This window comes from Flavobacterium sp. N1994 (assembly GCF_025947145.1).
In the GTDB taxonomy this organism is placed as follows: domain Bacteria; phylum Bacteroidota; class Bacteroidia; order Flavobacteriales; family Flavobacteriaceae; genus Flavobacterium.
Genome location: NZ_CP109999.1, coordinates 2,573,382 through 2,592,213 on the forward strand (window position 1 = coordinate 2,573,382; position 18,832 = coordinate 2,592,213).

Here is an 18,832-nt window from a genome sequence, read left to right on the forward strand (position 1 = left end):
TCAAATCCTTTTTGCTAATGAACCACACTTTTATAGTTAATACCGAAAATGTAAACGAATACGGCTACCGTATTTTGACTGATGGTATTGATACTAAACAGTATTTAAGAAACCCAGTTGTGCTTTATATGCATGACCGCTTTGATGATGAAAACAAAGGATCGGAAGTAATTGGACGAGCTGTCAAATTATGGGTAGAAAACAAGCAATTATTGGTTGATGTTGAATTCGATGAGAAAGACGAGTTCGCCGCAAAAATTGCAGGTAAGGTAGAGCGAGGATTCATTCGTATGGCTTCTATGTATGCTGATGTTCTTGCGTGTTCAAATGCACCAGAGGATATAATGCCAGGACAGATATTTGAAACTGTCACTAAGTGTAAACTTATTGAAATATCTATTGTAGATATAGGCGGTAATGATGATGCCTTAAAGCTTTCTCGAAATGGAGATAGTATGAAACTTCAAAAACTGAGTACAAATAAAACTGAAGATATGTCAAATTTAAAAGTAATTGCTCTTGCATACGGTTTACCGGCTGATGCAGATGAGGCAGCAATTTTAGCTAAACACAATGAGTTAAAAGTTGCTAAAGATACAGCTGAAGGATCGGTTGTAAAGCTAACGGCAGATTTAAAAGCCTTAAGAGGTACTACGGCAACTGATTTAGTTGACGAGTGTATCAAACTAGGGTTATTCCCGGAAGCTTTGAAAGATGGTCAAATCAAAGCGTTTGAAAACGATTTTGATGGACAAAAAGCATTGTTGTCAAAAATGATTAGCAATCATAAAGAGGCTAATCCTCAAGACAAAAATAATGCACTAAAAGAGGTTGTTCTAGGAGCTGCTGCAAAAGGTACTCAAGGAACTGAAGAAACTTTCGACTTCTTGCAAAAATTTGATGTTGCGAAGCTTCAAAAAATGCAAGCCGAAAACCCAACGCAATATGCTAAGCTTTACGCTGACTATCAAAACGGCGTGAGACACATTGCTAAGGTTTAATCATTGATAATTAAAAACTAATATAAAATGTCAGGATTATTAAAAGAAGTATGGATTGCGGGGATTCAAGAAAACCCGGTACCAAATACAAGTTTTGTTAGTGCATCTACCGATAAGTCGGAATATGTAGAGAACAACAAATTGAACCTTGCTGAGGCGGGTATCGAACCGAGTGTATATGAGGATTACTTCGTGGGAAGTGAGACTGATTTACCAATCACCACAATTACCGACGTTCCAAACGAGGTTATCTTGAGAACTTACTCAACGAGTAGAACTCGCCACAGAAACCTACAGGAAGTTGAGTTGGCTTACAACAAAAGAGCCTCTGTAACATCAAGACACCAAAAAGTGTTACAGAAAAACTTAGGTGCAAGAGCAGCGTATGCTTGGTGTCCTGCTGCCGATAATGCCTATAACAAAATTATCACTCTTGGAGGAGGTTCTTTTGTTGATGCTGTAATTGATATGGCTGCATTTTATGAAGCTCTTGATATGACTGAAAATCTACATGTTTGTTTAAGTCCAGCTGATAAAGCTAAAATCCGTAAGGAAAACAAACAACTTTTCAAGGAAATCAATGAGTCTGGAATGTTGTACGGATTTAAAGTTTGGAATTACAGTAAAAATCCTTACTACACATCTGCCGGTGCTAAAAAACCATTTGGTTCAGTTAAAGCTGCTGGAGATTTACAGGCATCATTCTTCTGGTGTTCTGACGAAACGTTCCGTTGCTTCGGTGATGTGAATATGTATGCGACTCTTGCTAATGCGGCTTCACAATCTGATGAAATCTCATTTGCTCAAAGAGCTCTTGTTGGTAACATTCGTGCAACAACGCCTAAATACTTAGGAGCAATCCTTTCTTAGTATGGAAGATTTAGAAAAAGCGGTGAAGGATTACTTCACCGCTAATCCAAAAGCTAAAGAGATTCACGGTACTGAAGACGGATTTTTGTTTGAAAACAAATACTTCGCAACACAGCACAATGCAACTCTTGAAGAGGGCAAAGAAGTAAAAACTTTCAGTAACCCTAATAAGGTAGAAAGTAATACTGAAAACACCACAGTTGAGCTAAATGAGGAGCAAAAAGAACTTTTGGCTAATGGTTTAGTAAAAGGGAATTACAATGCCGTAAAAGACCTTGTTAAGTTCCTAAAACTGGAGACTGAAAATTTAAAAGAAGATACTTTAATCTCTGCATTGGAGGCTTACAAGCTAACTCAAGCAGAAAAAGAGTAATAAACCATATAGCCTGGCATTGCACCGCCACCGTCTAAAGACGACCACCGCAATAGCAAAGAAATGGCGTGAACATCAAGTATGCGCAAAGCCCGGCTATAACTTTTAAAGTTATGAAATTAGACAACAACGGTTATTTACTGATTCAGGGTTTTGAGGGTTTGAGCCTAACACCTTACTTGTGTAGTGCGGGAGTTCCGACCATTGGTTACGGAAATACGTTCTACCCAAACGGTAGAAAGGTTACTCTAAAAGACAAACCGATTACAAAGGAATACGCAATCGAGATTAACAAGTTTATAGCGGATATGTTCGCTAAAGATGTAACAAGCTTGGTGAAGGTTCCGATAAATCAAAATCAGTTTAATGCTTTGGTTGACTTTGCTTACAATCTTGGTTCTGATATTGATGCTGATGATATCCCAGAGGGATTAGGCGACAGTACATTGCTCAAGAAAGTAAATAAAAATCCAAACGACAAAACCATCGGAGACGAGTTTTTGAAGTGGAATAAATCAAAAGGAGTTCCATCTAACGGATTGACTAAAAGAAGAAATAGAGAAAAAGAATTATACTTCTCATTATGAAACTAAGACACTCACTCACATTATTATTTTGTTTGGTTAGTTGCTGTTTTTTGACTTCCTGTCGTAGTTCTAAACAACGGCAGGAAATTCAAAAAGTTGATACTGCATCATCGCTAGTAATCGATAAAGCTGTGACCTACAAGGACACTACTCTTTTTACTCCTAAAGCAGAAACAACCGTTAAAATTCCAATCAATCAATTGGATTTGAAACCGGATTTAAACGGCAATAAAAAGCCGGTTTATTTCACTCAAAAAAATGGTAATGCGACGGTAAAATTTAAAATCAAACACGATACAATTTATGTAACAGGCTCCTGCGATAGTTTAGCAATAGTAGCAAAAATCAAAAGTGCGTTACAAAAACAAACCTCTAACAATAGTAAAATATCAGATTCAAATACTGAAGAAACAAAAGTTACCGGATACACCTTTATGGATTTGTTAGGGGCTTTTATTGTAGGTTTCGTAGTCTGCTTTTTACTTAAAACTTTTAAAGTATTATGAGTTTACCAACTATCAATATCAACATTTCAAGCAATGGCTTGGAGCTTTCAATCGCAGATATTCAGAAGATACCAGGATTGGTAATTACTGGAGCAACTGTTAGCGGAGCAAATAAGGTTACTGCCGGAACATCTTACCAAATTTTCTCACTTCAAGAAGCTGTAAACTTAGGAATTGAGGAAACCGGAACAAATGCATTTGCCTACAAACATATAGCCGCGTTTTATGAAAAAGCGAAAAAAGGCGCTGAGCTTTGGTTTATGGTTGTTACTGCTGCCACTACAATGGAGGATATGGCTGACATTGAAAACCCTTTTGCCCAAAAATTACTAGCAGATTCTCAAGGTAAAGTAAGAGTTTTAGGAATCATTAAAAAATCAGGTACTACAGAAACCATTTCTAATGGTGTTGACGCTGATGTTGATTTAGCAGTAATTAAAGCTCAAGCTTTAGCCTCAGATTACTCAAGTAGATATTACCCAGTTAGAATTATTATCTCTGGTAATAAGTTTAACGGTAATGTAGCCGATTTAAAAGACTACACTACAACAGAAAATGAGAAAGTTGCCATTCTTTTAGCTAACAATGATGGTTCAAAAGAGGGATCAATTGGAATGCTTTTAGGAAGATTAGCCTCAGATCCTGTACAAAGAAAAATTAGTCGAGTTAAAAATGGAGCTGTTGAACCAACGGCTGCTTATTTTACTAACGGTGAGAAAGTAGAAACCTTAGACACGGCTTGGAACGCAATAGACAATAAAGGTTACATTTTCCTTAGAAGCTTTGCTAACAGAAGCGGCTACTATTTCACAAGCGATAGAACTTTGACTAAACCTGATAATGATTTCAAATCGTTAGCTCGTGGTTTAGTAATGGATAAAGCTGTATTAATCACTTATGGGGTTTTAGTCGATGAACTTTCCGACGAGGTTTTAGCTGCCGCTAATGGAACCATCCACCCAGCAATCATTAAAACTTGGCAACATAACATCGAAAACAATTTGGATCAGTTAATGGTTCAAACTAAAGAGTTATCAGGTGCCAAAGCTAAAATTGACGCAAATCAAGCTGTTTTACAAACGGATAACATTAATGTTGAATTGCGTTTGTTACCGGTTGGTTATAGTGACTTTATAACTGTAAATATTGGATTTACATTAAACTTAGAATAGATGAGCACATTTTCAAGTAAACAATATGCATGGAATGATATTTCTGTTGCAACTGGTGGTAGAATTTTTGAAGGAATTACAGATGTTGAATACTCTGTAAAACAAGAAAAAAAACCGCAAGAGGGTCGAGGTAATGACCCACACGGGATCCTTAGAGGTAAAAAAAGTTACGAGGGTAAAATTACCATTTGGCAAAGTGAACTAGAGGCAATGATTGAGTCAGCTCCTAACAAAGACATTTTAGCTTTGAACTTTGACTTAGTATGGGCTTTTGTTCCTGAGGATGGGGGTACAAGTGTAACTGATATCCTTGTAGGATGCGAAATTACAGAGTATAAAAAAGGGATGAAACATGGTGACACAAACATGCTCGTTGAGCTTCCGTTTATGTTTACCAAAGTGAAACCACAACAATAAAATGAAGTCAATTAGATGTATCATTTTGCTTGCCTTCGGGATGATTGCAAGCACGGCGTTCGCAAGTACAAAGATGCCGGATACGAAACAAAAAGCAACAATTGAAAGTTACCATCCAGTAACTGCAACGGTTGTAAATGTACTTACCTTTTCAGTTGCTGACTATGATGTAGCAGTAATTACACCGGGTTTTGATAACCCAATCGTATTTGTAAAAAGTTATGAAGCTATCAACTCTTTTGCGGTCATTTTTGACGTCGGGTGGCAAAGCTTTGATACTAAGTTTATACAGATACCTTACACTGAAAAGTTGCATTCTAATTACGTAATAGATCACGAAAAGAATTTGCAAAAACTGGAAGTCAATTTGTCCAGGAATAACTGTTAAAAATTAAGGTCAATTCAATATAGAAAAGCCATTCATTGTCGTGGATGGCTTTTTTTAAAACAACAAATTACAAACAAAAACAAACTTATGGCAACCATTAAAGACAAACAAATCCAAGATTGGAAAGAACAATACGGCGGAGTTTATAAACTTCCTGTAGATGACAAAGTAGCTTACTTGCGTGAGCCTAATATGCAAGATTATAAACGTGCCTTTACCGCTATGAACAAAGGAGGCGACATTGCTTTTGGCGAAGAAATGCTAAACTCGTTGTTCATCGGTGGAGATGCGGAAGTAAAAACGGAGTTTGAATATTTCAACCCGGCACGAAAAACCCTTATTGACTTTTTCAGATATGAAGACGCAGAGCTTATCCCTGTTGAAGGAACCAATAACACTCAAATAGTAATTGGAGAGCATAAATGCATTGTTAGAATGATCACTCGTGATGATTTGAAAATGGCAGAAAGAAAAAACCCTTCAGGCAAACCATTTGTAACTCAAGAAAAACTATTCGAAATGGTTGTACTTGAGCAAGACGAGATTTTTAAAGACCGTAATAACGCGGAAGTAAGATTCCCACTTTACAAAGCAATTGAAGATTTACAAAATAAAAAGGTAGCCTGGTTGGAAAAGCTCTAAGTGAGGCAGCCATTAATCCAAATGATGCCTCGTCTTATGGATGGGTTCAACACGATGATAACGGTAAGCCATCAATCAACATAAGATTATTAGACGCTTATCTGAGTTATTATATGCACATCAGAAAACCTCAAAAATTAAGCGACCAGGATTGGGCAATAGAAGTACAAAATTTACACTTTATAAGAACTGAGGAGCGAAAGGCTTCCGAACAACAATAAAAAATGAGTGCCTACGAATTCATTGTTAAAATGCGAGATTATGCAAGCTCTGAGCTACGAAAAGTAGCTCAGTCAGTAGGTGCTACAAAAAGTCAAGCAGATGGACTAAACGGCTCTTTAAAAACGGTTGAAGGTAGCACCGGAACTTTAAGCAATTCTATGGGTAAGCTTAAAAATGTAATAGCCACTGTTTTTGCAGTTGGAGCTATCTGGTCATTTACTAATAAAGTCATTGATGCTCGGGCGGAATATGAAAAGTTTAATGCGGTTTTATCCAATACTTTTCAAAGTGATAAGGTTGGAGCTGCGGCTCTAAATATGCTGACCAACTTTGCCGCTAAAACTCCATATCAATTAAATGATTTAACTGGCTCATTCGTTAAATTAGTTAATAGGGGTGTTAATCCAACTTACGCAGAAATGACAAAGCTTGGAGATTTAGCAAGCTCACAAGGTAAAGGGTTTGACCAGTTAACAGAGGCATTATTAGACGCACAAACCTCACAATTTGAAAGGTTAAAAGAGTTTGGTATCAATGCCTCAAAACATGGTGATAAGGTCTCATTTTCATTTAAAGGCGTTACAAAAGAAGTGGCTAATAACAAAGATGCCATTACAGCTGCATTAGAAGAATATGGAAAGATGGCAGGTGTTGCAGGATCAATGGAAGTTGTTTCTAAAACTCTGGGCGGTCAAATATCTAACTTAGGAGACCAGTGGAATAATTTTTTAGTGAATGTCGGTGGTCAATCTTCTGGAATATCTAATGGAGTTATTGCTTTCCTGAGTAATGGATTAACTTTTTTAACCACTTATTTACCTTATGTCTCTGAGTATTTTACTATTCTATACTCTATGATTGAGCCTGTAGTTTCATCATTGTTTACTTTAATAAAAGCGGTTTTTGGGTTTACCGACACAGGTTCCGCACTGAAGGGATTTGGAGATATCATGACGTGGGTTCTAGTTGGTATGGGATGGCTTACAACTGGTATTAAGGTTATTATTGGTTGGTTAATGCCTTTCAAAGGTGTAATAATGTCTGTTGCTGTTGCTTGGGGTCTTCTTAACCTCTATTTCGCGGTTTCGCCTTTGGGTTGGATTGTAATGGGAATTATGGCAATAATCATGGTTCTCGGTATGGTTTCTAAATATACCTCAGGATGGGGCGAAAGTTGGAAACATACTGTTAATGGTGCAAAACTATTATGGCAGGCATACACGGAGTATGTAAAAGCCAATTTCAATACTGTAGTACAAGCAATAATGATGGGAATTGATTATATCAAATTAGGTTGGTATAAATTCAAGGAGGCTGTTGGAATGGGAGACAGTTCGGAAAATCAAAAAATGATATCTGATATAAACGCCTCAGTCGAAAACCGTAAAAAATCTATTGCGGATGGCTATAAGAAAATGGCGGATAGTGCTGTAAAAGCTAAAAATGAATTTAGTCAAGTTGGGATTAAAGTTGATACAAAAGGCATTTCAAAAGACTTTCAAGCCTTAAAAGATAAGTTCAGTAAAGTTGGCGGAACTAGGGACATGAGTACAACTGCTTACGATGATTTCTTAAAAACGCAACAACCTCAGGGTGCAGCTACAACTGGAGCAAATGGTAAAGGGACTGGATCCGGTGACGCTATTACAGGAGGAGGCTCAAAAATGACTCACATTACTGTGAACATTAATAAGCTTCAAGACAAAACAGAAATTCATGTAAGTAATACTGAGCAAGGTTTGAACGGCTTAGGCGATAAAATACAGGAGGTATTGTTACGAGCGGTAAATAGTGTAAACCAAACTCAAACCGCATAATGTTACAGTTTGATTTTAAAAAAGCCATCGCAAGAATAGCATTTGATTATGTAGGCGCTCCTTTCCCTGATTGGTGGTTAAAAAACCAACGGAAGTATAACCTACCCGATTTACAATCAATCAATGCTGCGCAGCTGTTAGGAGAAAAGTATTTTATGAATATTAAGCTCCGCTACAATGGTAAAACATTCACTTTTCCGAATGAGCCATTAGTTTCATTAAGTCTTGTAAAGACTATTGTTGAAACGCCAACGGTAGGAGAAAAAAGAAAAGGATCCGTTCTTGAATATATAACGACAGAGAATTATCAAATTTCAATTAAGGGTGTTTGCTTTGATATTGAAAACCCGGAGTTGTATCCTGGTGCGCAAGTTGGAATTTTGAATGAGATGTTTGATATCGATGATGCATTAGAAATTGTAGATAATCCATTTTTTGAGCTTTATGGAATTAGAAAAATAGTTTTGAGAGCTAAGAATATTGATGAAATGCAGGGGCAACAGGGATTACAGGCTTACTCTTTTACTGCGACAAGTGATCAAGACTTTTATGCAGATTTGAACGAGCTGGAGATAACGCAATCTAATTTTTTGAATAACTAATGTTTGTATTAGAAGGTAATGTGTCAATAGGTAATTATAGTTTCAATTCCTTTAATGAGGTTGAGATTACCAAGTCCATTGAGGATATGTCTGATACGGCAGTTGTCAAAATGCCAACACGATTTAAGGTTAGAAATAATAACGATCTTTTATTTACTGAGCAAGCTATCAAAGTTGGGGACAAAGTTGTAATAACGTTGGGCTACAAGAATAAATATTCCGGGGTTGAGTTTGTGGGCTATGTCAAAAAGTTTGCCCCTAAAATACCACTAGAAATTCATTGCGAGGATGCTATGTGGTTATTGCGCCGGAACCACATTAAAAAACTGCTGAAGGCAACAACGTTGAAAGCAATTTTAAAAGAGGTAGTAAGTGGAACGACAGTTGAAATTGCCAATAACATTCCAGATGTTGCCATTGACCAATGGGCAATGATAGATAAAAATGGAGCTCAAGTGTTAGAGGACTTAAAAAAACAGTTTCCTTTCTCTGCTTACATTAATGATGAAGGAAAGTTATACTGTGGTCTTGAGCAATTGAACAATATCGGGCAAAGTGTGGTTTATGATCTAAATTACAATTTAGTTGAAAATAACTTGGAGTTTAGAAGTAAAAACGACCGTAAAATAAGAATAAAATATACTTACATCGGTAAGGATAACAAAAAGAAAAGCTATGAGTTTGGAGACTCTGATGGAGAGCTGAGAACCTTTCATACATCAGTCGTTTCAGATGAGGCAAAACTCAAAGAAATGGCTAATGTAGAGCTTGAGAAATTGAAATATGATGGCTTTGACGGTGATGTAGTTTCCTTCTTAATTCCGTTTGCTAACAGAGGAATGAAAGCTATAATCAGAGATAAAAAGCACTCGAACCGTGAGGGTAGCTATTTGATAAAAAAAGTTGTAACCACATTTGGAATGAGTGGAGCAAGAAGAAAAGTAACTATAAGTAATAAGTTGTAAAATGACTAAGGAGCTTGAGGATGCATTCAGAAAATTAAAAGAGCGTGGTGTTCATACGTTTGCAGTTACTGTTGTTTCTGTAAATAAGGAAGATGGAACCTGTGTTGTTTCTGATGATGATATTGAGTTTCCGGATGTTCGTTTGTCGGCTGTCATAGATGGAAATAATAAGAAATCTTATTTATTTCCTAAAGTTGGAAGTGATGTTTTAGTGAGCCCAATTATGGAGGACTTACACAAGCTTTATGTTGAATATTACTCAGAGCTTGAAAGTTTGGATTATCATTTTGGAGAAGTTCAATTTAAAATTGATAGAGATGGCTTCCTCTTAAAAAAGCAAAATGAAACCTTAAAGAAATTAGTATCTGATTTACTTATTGGCATTAAATCAATGAGTTTTTTAGTTACAACCACTGGAGGTAATGGCAATACTACGACACTTAATAATGTAGCCACTTTTAATGGCATTGAAAATAGGTTTAATCAGTTTTTAAAGGATAGTTAAATGGGTATTTTAGAGCTAATAGGCAGTATTATAACTGCATCAATCGCTTCCGGTTTTTTAACCTCAATTTTTATGAGGTCAAAGTATAAACAAGACATTGAAAAAATAAAGGTTGAAGTATTACAGGGAAAGGAAGCCGCGGACTCTGTTGCTATTGATAATGATATAAAACTGTCAAGTCATTATAAAGATATTATAGGAGACTTAAAGCAGCGATATGAAGATAGAGTAAGTGAATTTGAGCAAATGATGAATCGAAAAGTTTCGATGCTGGAAGAGGAAATTAAATTACAAGCTCGAAAAATAAAGCTTCAACAGCAGGAGATTACTGAATTAAAAAAAGAAAACCGTCAATTAAAATCTGCTAATAAATAATGGCAATAATTCGACATAACCAATCTTTATTAGATATCGCGGTACAAGAGTGCGGAAGCGTTTTCGCTGCTTTTGATTTGGCTGTAGCTAATGAGATTTCAGTTACTGAAGAGTTAGTACCAGGACAAAAAATAATTATACCAAATAGCGATAATACTTTTGAGCAAGTAGCAAACTATTTTAAAAAAAACAATATAGTAGTTGGAACAAAATATACCGAACCAACTGTTTCATTTGGATTCCCTGAAGGCGAATTCCCAATATCATTTTAACAATGGATGCAAGATTTAGAGAAATACAACAAATAATGTTAGATAAAAAAGCAGAAGCTTCACAGCTAAATGCTTTAGATGTTTTAACAGATTCTGAGATAACTGCGAGCGGAGCCACTTCAAGTAGTAAGGTTGCCAACTGGCGTTTATTTATTTGGATATTTTCTTTTTCTCTTTGGCTACATGAAAAAGTTGTTTCTTCAAACGCTGCTAAAACAAGACCCCAAAATATTCCTAATTATCAATCAATGGTGATGTCTTATATTGATGGGTGTCCTATTATTTGGGCAAATAATCAATTTCAGTTTGACACTACCGGTTTAACATCTGCTGAAGTTGCTTCTAGAATGATAATAAAAAGATGTGCCGTATTAACTACCTCAAGAGGGATTTTAGTAAAAATAGCAACTGAAAGTGGAGCTACAACAGCTCCAGTCACAAATGACCAAGCAATTGCGATTTTATATTACATAAATAAAAATACTCAGCCTGGTGTTAATGTAACATTGATAAATAAAGCACCTGATCAAATCAAGCTTACAATTGATGTTTATATCGATCCGTTAATAATTGAAATTTCAACCGGTAAATTAAAAAATACAACTGAAGAGATTTACCCTGTAAAAGATGCAATTAAAGAGTACCTGAGAAACCTTGAGTTTAATGGAGCTCTATCAAAAAGCAAACTTGAGGATTATATACAAAAGGCGGCAGGAGTTGTTGATTTTCAAACTCTATTATTACAATGGAAATATGAGTCACTTCCTTTTATGGATTTGGGGATTTATAAAATTGCAAACTCCGGGCATTTTGAAATACTTGATGCTGATTTAACTATAAACTATAAGAGTAATGGTACTTTGGGATAAAGTTGACTTTTCAGTTTTGATACGAGAGCTTTTGCCAACTTTCAAAAGAAAGCCAAAATTCCTTGCTCTTTTTGATACGTTTATTTCTGCATTGATTAGGATTTATAATGAAACTTTTTACACGCTTCAACACGATGGTAGAAAGATTTATTTAGAAAAGGTTTTAAATGATTATTACAATATTGAAGGTTATAATCCTAGTCAACATGATGAAACAAAGAAAATTTACATTACAAACGTTGCTCAGATACAGGAAGTATTTATTTATCAGCCTTTAGAAAATAACCCAGTTTTTTTGGGTGACTCGAGTAATACTATTCAGGTTTTTATAAATCAAGAAGATGAAACTTTGAATGAATACAGCTTTACAATTTTTATACCGGACACTGTAGTTTTTGATGAGCAGGATTTAAGAGCTGAATTTGGGAAATATGAATATATAGGAAGATTATACAATATTGAAACTTACACGATATGAGTAATATTATAGATTTTAGCCAGTTAGGTGGTTATAGATTGGAGCAACCGACATTTGATAAAATGCAGTCTACTTACTTTGGAATTCTTGATGCCTTGATGGGTCATTTGAGAGTACCAAATAGCGGAAAATTTATTGTTTCAGGTTGTGAATTTGCAGCGGGAAATATTGCTCCTGGTATCATGTACATAGATGGTGTTCTTTGTCCTTTTGCGGGTACTACAACTGGAACTGAAACAACCGGAACTAAAATTAAAAAGAATGTTACTACAGGTTCGTTATCATTTGAAAACGGAACTAATCCAGTTGTGTTTACGGTAACCAATGCAATTGTAGATGCGACAGGAACTGCGCTTAGTGCATTTACTAGAATACCATACAATGATGTAGTGCCGTGGTCAACTTTAATAGACGTTCCTGCTGACCTCGTACATGATGCCGGATATGTTCATACAGATGAAAACTTCACGGCTGCATTATTAGCTAAGCTTAACGGAATTGCTGCCAATGCAGAGGTAAACGTTCAAGTTGATTGGTTAGAGACCGATATCACATCTGATGCTTACATTAAAAATAAACCTCTTGGTTTATTATTGACTTACCTAAAGCAAGGAACTTATGTTCATGGTGATTTGATTACGAGTGAGCAATTGGTAACGATAAGCTTTGCAGATATAGGTACTGCTAATTACAAAGTAGTTGGGGCATTAGAGGGTTCAGGTTCTGCTTGGACTGCTGATAGTGCAGTCATTTGGGGAATTAGAAATAAAACGTCAACATCCTTCCAATTATCGTTACAGGATAGGGGTAATTTTAGCGGTCAGGCATTGACCTTTGATTATATTTTAATACCAAAAAATAATAACTAAGCTATGAAAAAGACATATTTCAGTGCAATTTCACGTCCAGATAAACCATTTATATCTTGGAATTCAGTTGGTAATTTTACTCCTACTGAGTTTGCCGCTTCTGAGTATGCGGATGATCCTTTAATTATCTCTGAGGATGACTTACCTAATCCTATTAATGTTTTTGGTGTTTGTCCTTTAAAAATTGTTAGTGGAGTTTTAGAAGATAGAACACCAGGCGAAATGGCTGTTTTTGAAACTGAGTACAATATTATCATGGGAGTGAAGTCTGAACGGTTAAAAAAACAGGCTATTGATGATGATAAGTTTACTTATGATGGTCAACAGTTCCCAATGGACGAGGTTAGCCGTTTATTTTACTTAGCAATAGAAAAGAACCGTGGCAACTCAAAAATCAAAACCATGAGTAACACGCTTTACTCTTTACTTGATGCTAACATTGATGCGTTCTTGGCAGCGTATTACTCAAGATTATTAACAATCTCTCAACATACAATCTAATGTTACAGAACGGAAATCCACCTCAAAAAATTGATACTCCTGAGCGATTAGCCTGGGCAGTTGGTAAAGACCCAAAAACGTATGAGTCTGCTGCTGACTATAATTTTTTATTGAATAGATTAACAGTACTTTGGGCTATTGCTAATCCTAACCCGGCTAATTTTCATCCTAGCAGAAAGATTGACTTAGGTACAATTTCAGTTCCATTCATTACTTATCTTAATACTAACACTGCTAGAACGTTTTTAGAGCCTTCTTTTGTAGTTTATAAAGTTGGAGAAATTCAGTATGTCTATGCATTTGTTGGTAAAGAGGGAACTTATGGAATAGGACATGTTCCATTGACTGAAGCCCAATTCATATTTTTAAGTTCAACTGATATACCAGAGCCAACTCTACCTAGTCGAAAAATAGCATTTGGGACGCTAAGTGGTGATGTTTTTGATGCATCAGTAAATAGCTTAGGATATGAAATTACAGTAAATCAAGTAGATGATTATTGGTTAACAAATATTCCTTTTTTTCCTACGACTGTTGTGAGAATTCAGGATCCTTTAAATATAACTATTGATACTGGAGGTTTTGTAAAGGCATCCTGGTTTAATCAAGGAGGATTTGTAGCATTAAAAAATGTTTATTTTCCACAACAAGGAGCTACATCTGATGGCGGTGAGTTTTCTCATGCCTACATAGAATTTGAACAATTATAATTATGAAACAACAGGTAACTATAGACCCAAGTATAGCGGGTATTGTAAACATTGCGACTATTGGTAAAAATGAAATTGTACCGATTTATTTTGAGGCTGAGCAAAATTGGGTTGGCTCTTATGTCTACAAAGTTTGGACAACGGATAAAAAAACGACAGCTCTTACTATTCCAGAAACTTTTGATGTTCAAGTCGATGCTCCACCCGCAGAGCCTGTAGTTTATAAAACTATTGAGGTTATTGAAAAAATAATGACTTTAATTATTGCTCCGGCTAAACAGAATTTAACCTCAGGTGATTTTTACTTTGAAATCATTGAGCAAAACTCAAGCAGAGTAGTATTTAAAGGAGTTAAAAAAATAGTTGAATAATGATTGTAACCATTACATCACCGGAAGCAATTAAAGCAACAGTAACTTGTGGCAAACCTGACATTATTGAGGTTGTTCAAGCTATGTCCGTTAATGTAGTTTTATCTGTTTTCAGGGATGGATTATCAGCTTATCAGATTGCGCTTAAATATGGTTTTATAGGTACTGAAGAGGAATGGAACAACCAAAACCAAAACCCAACTATTGACGGTGGATTAATATTTTAAATAAAAGATTATGAGTAATATAATTAGACTTAGAACTAAAACAACAACGGGAGCTCCAGCGCTTACCGATTTTCAGGCAACTCGAGAAATCATTTTTGTTGCTCCTGATAATGCCTTTTATATTAAAAAGGATGTTAGTACCATAGTAGGTCCTTTTGTTGTGGCTGGTGCCGGAGCTGATATGCAAAAGTCAGTTTATGACACTAACAATAATGGTAAGGTAGATAATGCCGACAATGCAGATAAATTGGGTGGTGTTGCTGCCGCTAATTATGCTACTACAGCATCTGTTACTGCTGCAATCAATGCTTTGATAAATTCTGCACCAGGTGCATTAGACACTTTGAATGAACTTGCTAATGCATTGGGTAACGATCCAAATTTTGCATCAACAATAACTGCATCTCTTGCCTCAAAGCTTGATGCTAATTCAACCATTGACGGCGGTACATTTTAACTATGGCAAATACTATTAAAATAAAAAGAAGTAATACTACCGGAACGGTACCAAGTTCTTTGGCTGATGGCGAAATTGCCATTAACCAAAAGGACAAACTTTTATTTTATAGAGATGATGCCGGTAATGTGAAATCATTGGATTTAACTAATCCAGTTCCAGATGCAAGTAGTTCGGTAAAAGGGAAAGGTAAGCTTTATACTAGTACAGGTTCCGCGACTGATGGGTCAATGACTCAGAATGCTATTACTACCGAATTAGCGAGTAGAGTTAAAAGAATAGTTAATGATACGACGGCTGTGCCTATTACTGGAGTCACAACTGAAGCTTTAGCAAAAACCTATACTATAACGCCAGGCACTTTACCATCAAGTGGCTTTTTAGATTTATTTATTTACTCAACACGAAGTGGAAGTAGCTCCGCCTATACTGTATCAGTTAAAATAAATTCAACCAATAATTTTGCTACTGCCAATTTAATTGCATTGGTTCAAACAGGAGGTAATTTCAATCCTAATATGCAAATAACTAGAAAGTTTACACTAAAAAGCGGTAATATTTTAAATGCAGCGCTCACGACGGCTGGAACTAATAACTATTCAGATTACGGAGCTTATGCAAGTCCGGTTTCATTTGCTTGTGATAATACCAGTAATAATATCTATTTATTTATATCAATAACACCAACTAGTTCATTGTCAACTTGCCAAATAGAAAGTGTTGAAATCAAAGTTTAAATGAAAACAGTCGTTGAGAAACAAACAGGAAAAGTAATTTATCTTACTGCGATTGAAGTAGAAATCAGTGCAGATCAATTTATTATTGACGATTATCCTCAAGGAGAATTTAACAATCCTTATTATGATTTTACAAAGAAACTTTTTTATGAAGGTGTTCCAGTTAGTGAAGTGGCTCCTGTTCCTTTAGAAGTTGCTCTTTGGAGAATAAGAACTATTTTGAAGCTTAATGATAAGCAAACCATTATTGAAGATGCTTTAAATAGTTTGGAGGATCCAATAAAAACTGCTGCACTCAATATTTGGCAATTTGGGACAACAATAGAAAGGCAAAGTCAAACGGTAGTTTTGTTACAAGGCATTTTACAAATGACAGATGAACAAGTTGATGAAATATTTATAGAAGCTAACAATATACAATTATGAAAAAGTACTTAACTCTTAGAACGCTATACCACATCTTAATTGGAATAGCAATTGACTATGATTTCTTTTTAATGTGTGGACTTAACACAAAAAACTTTCCATTGACTGCTGAGTATTGGAATAACTATTTTACTCCTTTGATTGGATTACTACCGGCAGGTTTCATTTGCTTTAAATGGGATAAATGGCAGCAGGAAAAGTTTAAAGTTAATCAAGATATCAATAAAGTATATATAACTGCTGTAGCGGGAGTATTTGGCGGTCTTTTCGCTATGTTATACCCCAATTGGATTTTTGCAGTAGTATTTTCTGGAGTTTCAGTTGTATTGATTTTAAAACACTACAAGGAATAACACTATAATTCTCTGGAGGAGAGAATAAAAAAAGCCCTCCAACATTTAAAAACTTCTCACGGTATTTTAAATTTATAGCACAAAGCCACAGCGTTGGAGGACATAAGTCTTCTATGCTGTGGCTTCGCTATTTTATAAAATCCGTGAGAGCTGCAAAGTAAACTAAAATTTATAGATATGGCAAAAGAATTTAATTACAAACCACAATATGGCGTGATTGTCATTTGTGAGAGTGAAGACGAGCAAAAGCGCGTTTTTGAGGAGTTACAAAAAGAGGGTAAAAAACTAAAAGTAGTTACAACGTGAAAATTATAGTAAATAATAGTACAAAGAATTTTGAAAGCTATAGAGCTCAGCGAGTGAAATCATTGTTTAATGCTGAGGATGGTTCAAGCTTTAATAAAGAGTTTGACATTGATATTGATAGTTTGGAATGGGGTATTGGTTTAATCATTGGCGCAAGTGGTTCCGGTAAGTCTTCAGTTGGTAGACAGTTTTTTCAAGAAAATAAGATTGTCGATTTATATGAAGGTTGGGATTTTGGGAAGCCCATTGTTGACTGTATTTTACCGGAAGGTGACTTCAATACTGTAACTGGAGCTTTGGCAGCTGTTGGATTGGGCGATGTTCCTAGCTGGTTACGTCCTTTAAATGCGCTTTCAAATGGTCAGCAGTTCCGAGCGGGTCTCGCTAGATTAATTACTGAGGCACCTGACGAGGTAGTAGTTGATGAATTCACTAGTGTGGTTGACCGTCAAATTGCTAAAATTGGCGCAATGGCATTTGGTAAAGGTTGGCGGCGTAATAAAGGGAAAAAGGTAGTTTTACTTTCGTGCCACTATGATATTATTGAATGGCTCCAACCAGACTGGGTGTATGACTTAAACACCAAAGTATTAAAAAAAAAATTGAAATCGGGAACCGACCACAAATCAAACTTGATATTTGGAAGGTCAGCGGAAGTTACTGGAAAGAATTTAAAGAGCATTATTATTTAGATCTACCTCACCCACCCGCTGCTGAGTATTTCGTTGGAGTTGTTGATGGCGAGTTGGTTGCTCATGTTGCAGTTTGCCCATTGTTCACAGCTAAGGCATATAGGGCAACTAGATTAGTTGTTATGCCTGAGTGGCAAGGAGCCGGAGTTGGTACAGCTTTTTTAAATGAAGTAATGCAATACCATTTGGAGGGTAATGGTAGATGTGGGCATAAGTACTCTACCTTTTTCCATACAAGTCATCCACAGCTTTCCGGTTATTTACGCAATGCCGGTGTTTGGAAACAAACTGGTGCAATGCTGTATGGAGCCAATAAGACCAGGAGTAATGCAAGTATAACAAAAACTGGAAAAAAAGGCAGTATAACTGGCTGTGGTTATGGCGGTCATTTCCGTGCAGTTCAAAGTTTTAAGTATATAGGAAAATGAAAAAATTAAGAGTTTTTATTAGCGGTCAAAAGTATTTTGGCGAATTAGTGTTTAGTATGATATCTCAACTTGATTTTGTCGAGATAGTTGGAGTATGCTCTCCGGTAGATGATAAGTATCTAACTAAAACAGCTCATAAGTTTGGAGTGTCTATTATTCCATCGGGTTCATTAAAAGCCGATACAATGCCCGATAATGTAGATATTGGCATTACGGCTCACTCTTTTGATTATATTGGCAGAAAAACGAGATATAAGGCTAAAATCGGTTGGATTGGATATCATCCAAGTTTATTACCACGTCATCGGGGTAGGTCATCAATAGAATGGGCTATCAGAATGCGCGACCCCATTACAGGTGGTTCAGTCTTTTGGCTTAATGATGGGATTGATAGAGGTGATATTGCTTACCAAGACTGGGTATTCATTGACCCGAAGCTTTATTCTATGGATCCAAAGAAAGCTGCTAAACGGTTGTGGGAGTATGAGCTTCAGGATATGGGATTAAGATTGATAAAACAGGCTTTGATTGATATTAATGCCGGTAAAATAATAAAGGTACCACAAGATGCTAGATATAGCACTTTTGAGCCAAACACAGATGTCAAAGATGTATTCAAACCTGATTTGTTGATGATAGAACAACATGGTTCACCCTCAACTTAAATACATAGTAAAGATAGTGAATACATAGG

The 18,832-nt window shown here is 36.0% G+C and carries 30 protein-coding genes; all 30 read left to right on the forward strand.

Features of this window, described 5'->3' with window-relative positions; translation table 11 throughout:
• The first annotated feature begins 17 nt into the window (after positions 1–17).
• The 30 genes from OLM53_RS11535 to OLM53_RS11680 all read left to right on the forward strand — a co-directional run bounded on the left by OLM53_RS11535 (position 18) and on the right by OLM53_RS11680 (position 18,803).
• Positions 18–1,001, forward strand: coding sequence for a hypothetical protein (locus tag OLM53_RS11535; protein ID WP_264520383.1), 984 nt, complete (start codon positions 18–20; stop codon positions 999–1,001).
• A gap of 27 nt (positions 1,002–1,028) precedes the next feature.
• Complete coding sequence (locus tag OLM53_RS11540) at positions 1,029–1,871, forward strand: hypothetical protein (RefSeq protein WP_264520384.1); 843 nt, start codon at positions 1,029–1,031, stop codon at positions 1,869–1,871.
• 1 nt (position 1,872) lies between these two features.
• On the forward strand, positions 1,873–2,244 hold the full coding sequence (locus OLM53_RS11545; protein ID WP_264520385.1) for a hypothetical protein: 372 nt from the start codon (positions 1,873–1,875) through the stop codon (positions 2,242–2,244).
• Between the two features lie 113 nt (positions 2,245–2,357).
• The gene (locus OLM53_RS11550; protein WP_264520386.1) at positions 2,358–2,831 is read left to right on the forward strand and encodes a lysozyme; all 474 of its coding nucleotides are present in this window, start codon (positions 2,358–2,360) and stop codon (positions 2,829–2,831) included.
• Positions 2,832–2,881: 50 nt separating this feature from the next.
• The gene (locus tag OLM53_RS11555; protein WP_264520387.1) at positions 2,882–3,337 is read left to right on the forward strand and encodes a hypothetical protein; all 456 of its coding nucleotides are present in this window, start codon (positions 2,882–2,884) and stop codon (positions 3,335–3,337) included.
• Positions 3,334–4,509, forward strand: a complete 1,176-nt coding sequence (locus tag OLM53_RS11560; RefSeq protein WP_264520388.1) for a DUF2586 family protein — start codon at positions 3,334–3,336, stop codon at positions 4,507–4,509. The genes OLM53_RS11555 and OLM53_RS11560 overlap by 4 nt, the downstream gene beginning before the upstream one ends.
• Positions 4,510–4,926, forward strand: a complete 417-nt coding sequence (locus OLM53_RS11565; RefSeq protein WP_264520389.1) for a hypothetical protein — start codon at positions 4,510–4,512, stop codon at positions 4,924–4,926.
• A gap of 1 nt (position 4,927) precedes the next feature.
• Entirely contained in the window at positions 4,928–5,314 is a 387-nt protein-coding gene (locus OLM53_RS11570; protein ID WP_264520390.1) for a hypothetical protein, read from the forward strand.
• Between the two features lie 87 nt (positions 5,315–5,401).
• Positions 5,402–5,956 carry a hypothetical protein gene (locus tag OLM53_RS11575; RefSeq protein WP_264520391.1) on the forward strand — a complete coding sequence of 185 codons (555 nt, stop codon included), beginning with the start codon at positions 5,402–5,404 and terminating at the stop codon, positions 5,954–5,956.
• Between the two features lie 224 nt (positions 5,957–6,180).
• On the forward strand, positions 6,181–7,995 hold the full coding sequence (locus tag OLM53_RS11580; RefSeq protein ID WP_264520392.1) for a hypothetical protein: 1,815 nt from the start codon (positions 6,181–6,183) through the stop codon (positions 7,993–7,995).
• On the forward strand, positions 7,995–8,597 hold the full coding sequence (locus OLM53_RS11585; protein ID WP_264520393.1) for a DUF6046 domain-containing protein: 603 nt from the start codon (positions 7,995–7,997) through the stop codon (positions 8,595–8,597). Before OLM53_RS11580 ends, OLM53_RS11585 begins: the two co-directional genes overlap by 1 nt.
• Positions 8,597–9,562, forward strand: a complete 966-nt coding sequence (locus OLM53_RS11590; RefSeq protein ID WP_264520394.1) for a late control protein — start codon at positions 8,597–8,599, stop codon at positions 9,560–9,562. Before OLM53_RS11585 ends, OLM53_RS11590 begins: the two co-directional genes overlap by 1 nt.
• A gap of 1 nt (position 9,563) precedes the next feature.
• Positions 9,564–10,067 carry a hypothetical protein gene (locus tag OLM53_RS11595; protein ID WP_264520395.1) on the forward strand — a complete coding sequence of 168 codons (504 nt, stop codon included), beginning with the start codon at positions 9,564–9,566 and terminating at the stop codon, positions 10,065–10,067.
• Positions 10,068–10,442, forward strand: a complete 375-nt coding sequence (locus tag OLM53_RS11600) for a hypothetical protein (protein ID WP_264520396.1) — start codon at positions 10,068–10,070, stop codon at positions 10,440–10,442.
• A complete protein-coding gene (locus OLM53_RS11605) occupies positions 10,442–10,714 on the forward strand; it encodes a hypothetical protein (protein ID WP_264520397.1) in 273 nt (90 codons plus the stop codon). Before OLM53_RS11600 ends, OLM53_RS11605 begins: the two co-directional genes overlap by 1 nt.
• Positions 10,715–10,716: 2 nt before the next feature.
• Positions 10,717–11,583 (forward strand): hypothetical protein, encoded by an 867-nt coding sequence (locus OLM53_RS11610; protein ID WP_264520398.1) that lies wholly within the window; start codon positions 10,717–10,719, stop codon positions 11,581–11,583.
• The gene (locus OLM53_RS11615; RefSeq protein ID WP_264520399.1) at positions 11,567–12,061 is read left to right on the forward strand and encodes a hypothetical protein; all 495 of its coding nucleotides are present in this window, start codon (positions 11,567–11,569) and stop codon (positions 12,059–12,061) included. The genes OLM53_RS11610 and OLM53_RS11615 overlap by 17 nt, the downstream gene beginning before the upstream one ends.
• The gene (locus OLM53_RS11620) at positions 12,058–12,930 is read left to right on the forward strand and encodes a hypothetical protein (RefSeq protein ID WP_264520400.1); all 873 of its coding nucleotides are present in this window, start codon (positions 12,058–12,060) and stop codon (positions 12,928–12,930) included. The genes OLM53_RS11615 and OLM53_RS11620 overlap by 4 nt, the downstream gene beginning before the upstream one ends.
• Positions 12,931–12,933: 3 nt before the next feature.
• Positions 12,934–13,431 carry a hypothetical protein gene (locus OLM53_RS11625; protein ID WP_264520401.1) on the forward strand — a complete coding sequence of 166 codons (498 nt, stop codon included), beginning with the start codon at positions 12,934–12,936 and terminating at the stop codon, positions 13,429–13,431.
• Positions 13,431–14,141, forward strand: coding sequence for a hypothetical protein (locus OLM53_RS11630; protein ID WP_264520402.1), 711 nt, complete (start codon positions 13,431–13,433; stop codon positions 14,139–14,141). Before OLM53_RS11625 ends, OLM53_RS11630 begins: the two co-directional genes overlap by 1 nt.
• A gap of 2 nt (positions 14,142–14,143) precedes the next feature.
• Positions 14,144–14,512: a hypothetical protein gene (locus OLM53_RS11635; protein ID WP_264520403.1), complete on the forward strand. Its 369-nt coding sequence runs from the start codon at positions 14,144–14,146 to the stop codon at positions 14,510–14,512.
• Entirely contained in the window at positions 14,512–14,739 is a 228-nt protein-coding gene (locus OLM53_RS11640; RefSeq protein WP_264520404.1) for a hypothetical protein, read from the forward strand. Before OLM53_RS11635 ends, OLM53_RS11640 begins: the two co-directional genes overlap by 1 nt.
• 10 nt (positions 14,740–14,749) lie before the next feature.
• On the forward strand, positions 14,750–15,196 hold the full coding sequence (locus OLM53_RS11645) for a hypothetical protein (RefSeq protein WP_264520405.1): 447 nt from the start codon (positions 14,750–14,752) through the stop codon (positions 15,194–15,196).
• A 2-nt stretch (positions 15,197–15,198) separates the two neighbouring features.
• Positions 15,199–15,933, forward strand: a complete 735-nt coding sequence (locus OLM53_RS11650) for a hypothetical protein (RefSeq protein ID WP_264520406.1) — start codon at positions 15,199–15,201, stop codon at positions 15,931–15,933.
• Complete coding sequence (locus OLM53_RS11655; RefSeq protein WP_264520407.1) at positions 15,934–16,359, forward strand: hypothetical protein; 426 nt, start codon at positions 15,934–15,936, stop codon at positions 16,357–16,359.
• The gene (locus OLM53_RS11660) at positions 16,356–16,712 is read left to right on the forward strand and encodes a hypothetical protein (RefSeq protein ID WP_264520408.1); all 357 of its coding nucleotides are present in this window, start codon (positions 16,356–16,358) and stop codon (positions 16,710–16,712) included. The genes OLM53_RS11655 and OLM53_RS11660 overlap by 4 nt, the downstream gene beginning before the upstream one ends.
• Before the next feature lie 177 nt (positions 16,713–16,889).
• Positions 16,890–17,018, forward strand: a complete 129-nt coding sequence (locus OLM53_RS11665) for a hypothetical protein (RefSeq protein ID WP_264520409.1) — start codon at positions 16,890–16,892, stop codon at positions 17,016–17,018.
• A gap of 53 nt (positions 17,019–17,071) precedes the next feature.
• Positions 17,072–17,710 carry a hypothetical protein gene (locus tag OLM53_RS11670; protein ID WP_264520410.1) on the forward strand — a complete coding sequence of 213 codons (639 nt, stop codon included), beginning with the start codon at positions 17,072–17,074 and terminating at the stop codon, positions 17,708–17,710.
• Complete coding sequence (locus tag OLM53_RS11675) at positions 17,656–18,138, forward strand: GNAT family N-acetyltransferase (RefSeq protein ID WP_264522451.1); 483 nt, start codon at positions 17,656–17,658, stop codon at positions 18,136–18,138. The genes OLM53_RS11670 and OLM53_RS11675 overlap by 55 nt, the downstream gene beginning before the upstream one ends.
• Positions 18,139–18,194: 56 nt before the next feature.
• Positions 18,195–18,803 (forward strand): formyltransferase family protein, encoded by a 609-nt coding sequence (locus tag OLM53_RS11680; RefSeq protein ID WP_264520411.1) that lies wholly within the window; start codon positions 18,195–18,197, stop codon positions 18,801–18,803.
• The last annotated feature ends 29 nt before the right edge of the window (positions 18,804–18,832 follow it).

Coding starts and splice junctions, on each gene's coding strand:
- OLM53_RS11535 (WP_264520383.1), top strand. CDS start 18: ATGAACCACACTTTTATAGTTAATACCGAAAATGTAAACGAATACGGC.
- OLM53_RS11540 (WP_264520384.1), top strand. CDS start 1,029: ATGTCAGGATTATTAAAAGAAGTATGGATTGCGGGGATTCAAGAAAAC.
- OLM53_RS11545 (WP_264520385.1), top strand. CDS start 1,873: ATGGAAGATTTAGAAAAAGCGGTGAAGGATTACTTCACCGCTAATCCA.
- OLM53_RS11550 (WP_264520386.1), top strand. CDS start 2,358: ATGAAATTAGACAACAACGGTTATTTACTGATTCAGGGTTTTGAGGGT.
- OLM53_RS11560 (WP_264520388.1), top strand. CDS start 3,334: ATGAGTTTACCAACTATCAATATCAACATTTCAAGCAATGGCTTGGAG.
- OLM53_RS11565 (WP_264520389.1), top strand. CDS start 4,510: ATGAGCACATTTTCAAGTAAACAATATGCATGGAATGATATTTCTGTT.
- OLM53_RS11570 (WP_264520390.1), top strand. CDS start 4,928: ATGAAGTCAATTAGATGTATCATTTTGCTTGCCTTCGGGATGATTGCA.
- OLM53_RS11575 (WP_264520391.1), top strand. CDS start 5,402: ATGGCAACCATTAAAGACAAACAAATCCAAGATTGGAAAGAACAATAC.
- OLM53_RS11580 (WP_264520392.1), top strand. CDS start 6,181: ATGAGTGCCTACGAATTCATTGTTAAAATGCGAGATTATGCAAGCTCT.
- OLM53_RS11585 (WP_264520393.1), top strand. CDS start 7,995: ATGTTACAGTTTGATTTTAAAAAAGCCATCGCAAGAATAGCATTTGAT.
- OLM53_RS11590 (WP_264520394.1), top strand. CDS start 8,597: ATGTTTGTATTAGAAGGTAATGTGTCAATAGGTAATTATAGTTTCAAT.
- OLM53_RS11595 (WP_264520395.1), top strand. CDS start 9,564: ATGACTAAGGAGCTTGAGGATGCATTCAGAAAATTAAAAGAGCGTGGT.
- OLM53_RS11600 (WP_264520396.1), top strand. CDS start 10,068: ATGGGTATTTTAGAGCTAATAGGCAGTATTATAACTGCATCAATCGCT.
- OLM53_RS11605 (WP_264520397.1), top strand. CDS start 10,442: ATGGCAATAATTCGACATAACCAATCTTTATTAGATATCGCGGTACAA.
- OLM53_RS11610 (WP_264520398.1), top strand. CDS start 10,717: ATGGATGCAAGATTTAGAGAAATACAACAAATAATGTTAGATAAAAAA.
- OLM53_RS11615 (WP_264520399.1), top strand. CDS start 11,567: ATGGTACTTTGGGATAAAGTTGACTTTTCAGTTTTGATACGAGAGCTT.
- OLM53_RS11620 (WP_264520400.1), top strand. CDS start 12,058: ATGAGTAATATTATAGATTTTAGCCAGTTAGGTGGTTATAGATTGGAG.
- OLM53_RS11625 (WP_264520401.1), top strand. CDS start 12,934: ATGAAAAAGACATATTTCAGTGCAATTTCACGTCCAGATAAACCATTT.
- OLM53_RS11630 (WP_264520402.1), top strand. CDS start 13,431: ATGTTACAGAACGGAAATCCACCTCAAAAAATTGATACTCCTGAGCGA.
- OLM53_RS11635 (WP_264520403.1), top strand. CDS start 14,144: ATGAAACAACAGGTAACTATAGACCCAAGTATAGCGGGTATTGTAAAC.
- OLM53_RS11640 (WP_264520404.1), top strand. CDS start 14,512: ATGATTGTAACCATTACATCACCGGAAGCAATTAAAGCAACAGTAACT.
- OLM53_RS11645 (WP_264520405.1), top strand. CDS start 14,750: ATGAGTAATATAATTAGACTTAGAACTAAAACAACAACGGGAGCTCCA.
- OLM53_RS11650 (WP_264520406.1), top strand. CDS start 15,199: ATGGCAAATACTATTAAAATAAAAAGAAGTAATACTACCGGAACGGTA.
- OLM53_RS11655 (WP_264520407.1), top strand. CDS start 15,934: ATGAAAACAGTCGTTGAGAAACAAACAGGAAAAGTAATTTATCTTACT.
- OLM53_RS11660 (WP_264520408.1), top strand. CDS start 16,356: ATGAAAAAGTACTTAACTCTTAGAACGCTATACCACATCTTAATTGGA.
- OLM53_RS11665 (WP_264520409.1), top strand. CDS start 16,890: ATGGCAAAAGAATTTAATTACAAACCACAATATGGCGTGATTGTCATT.
- OLM53_RS11680 (WP_264520411.1), top strand. CDS start 18,195: ATGATATCTCAACTTGATTTTGTCGAGATAGTTGGAGTATGCTCTCCG.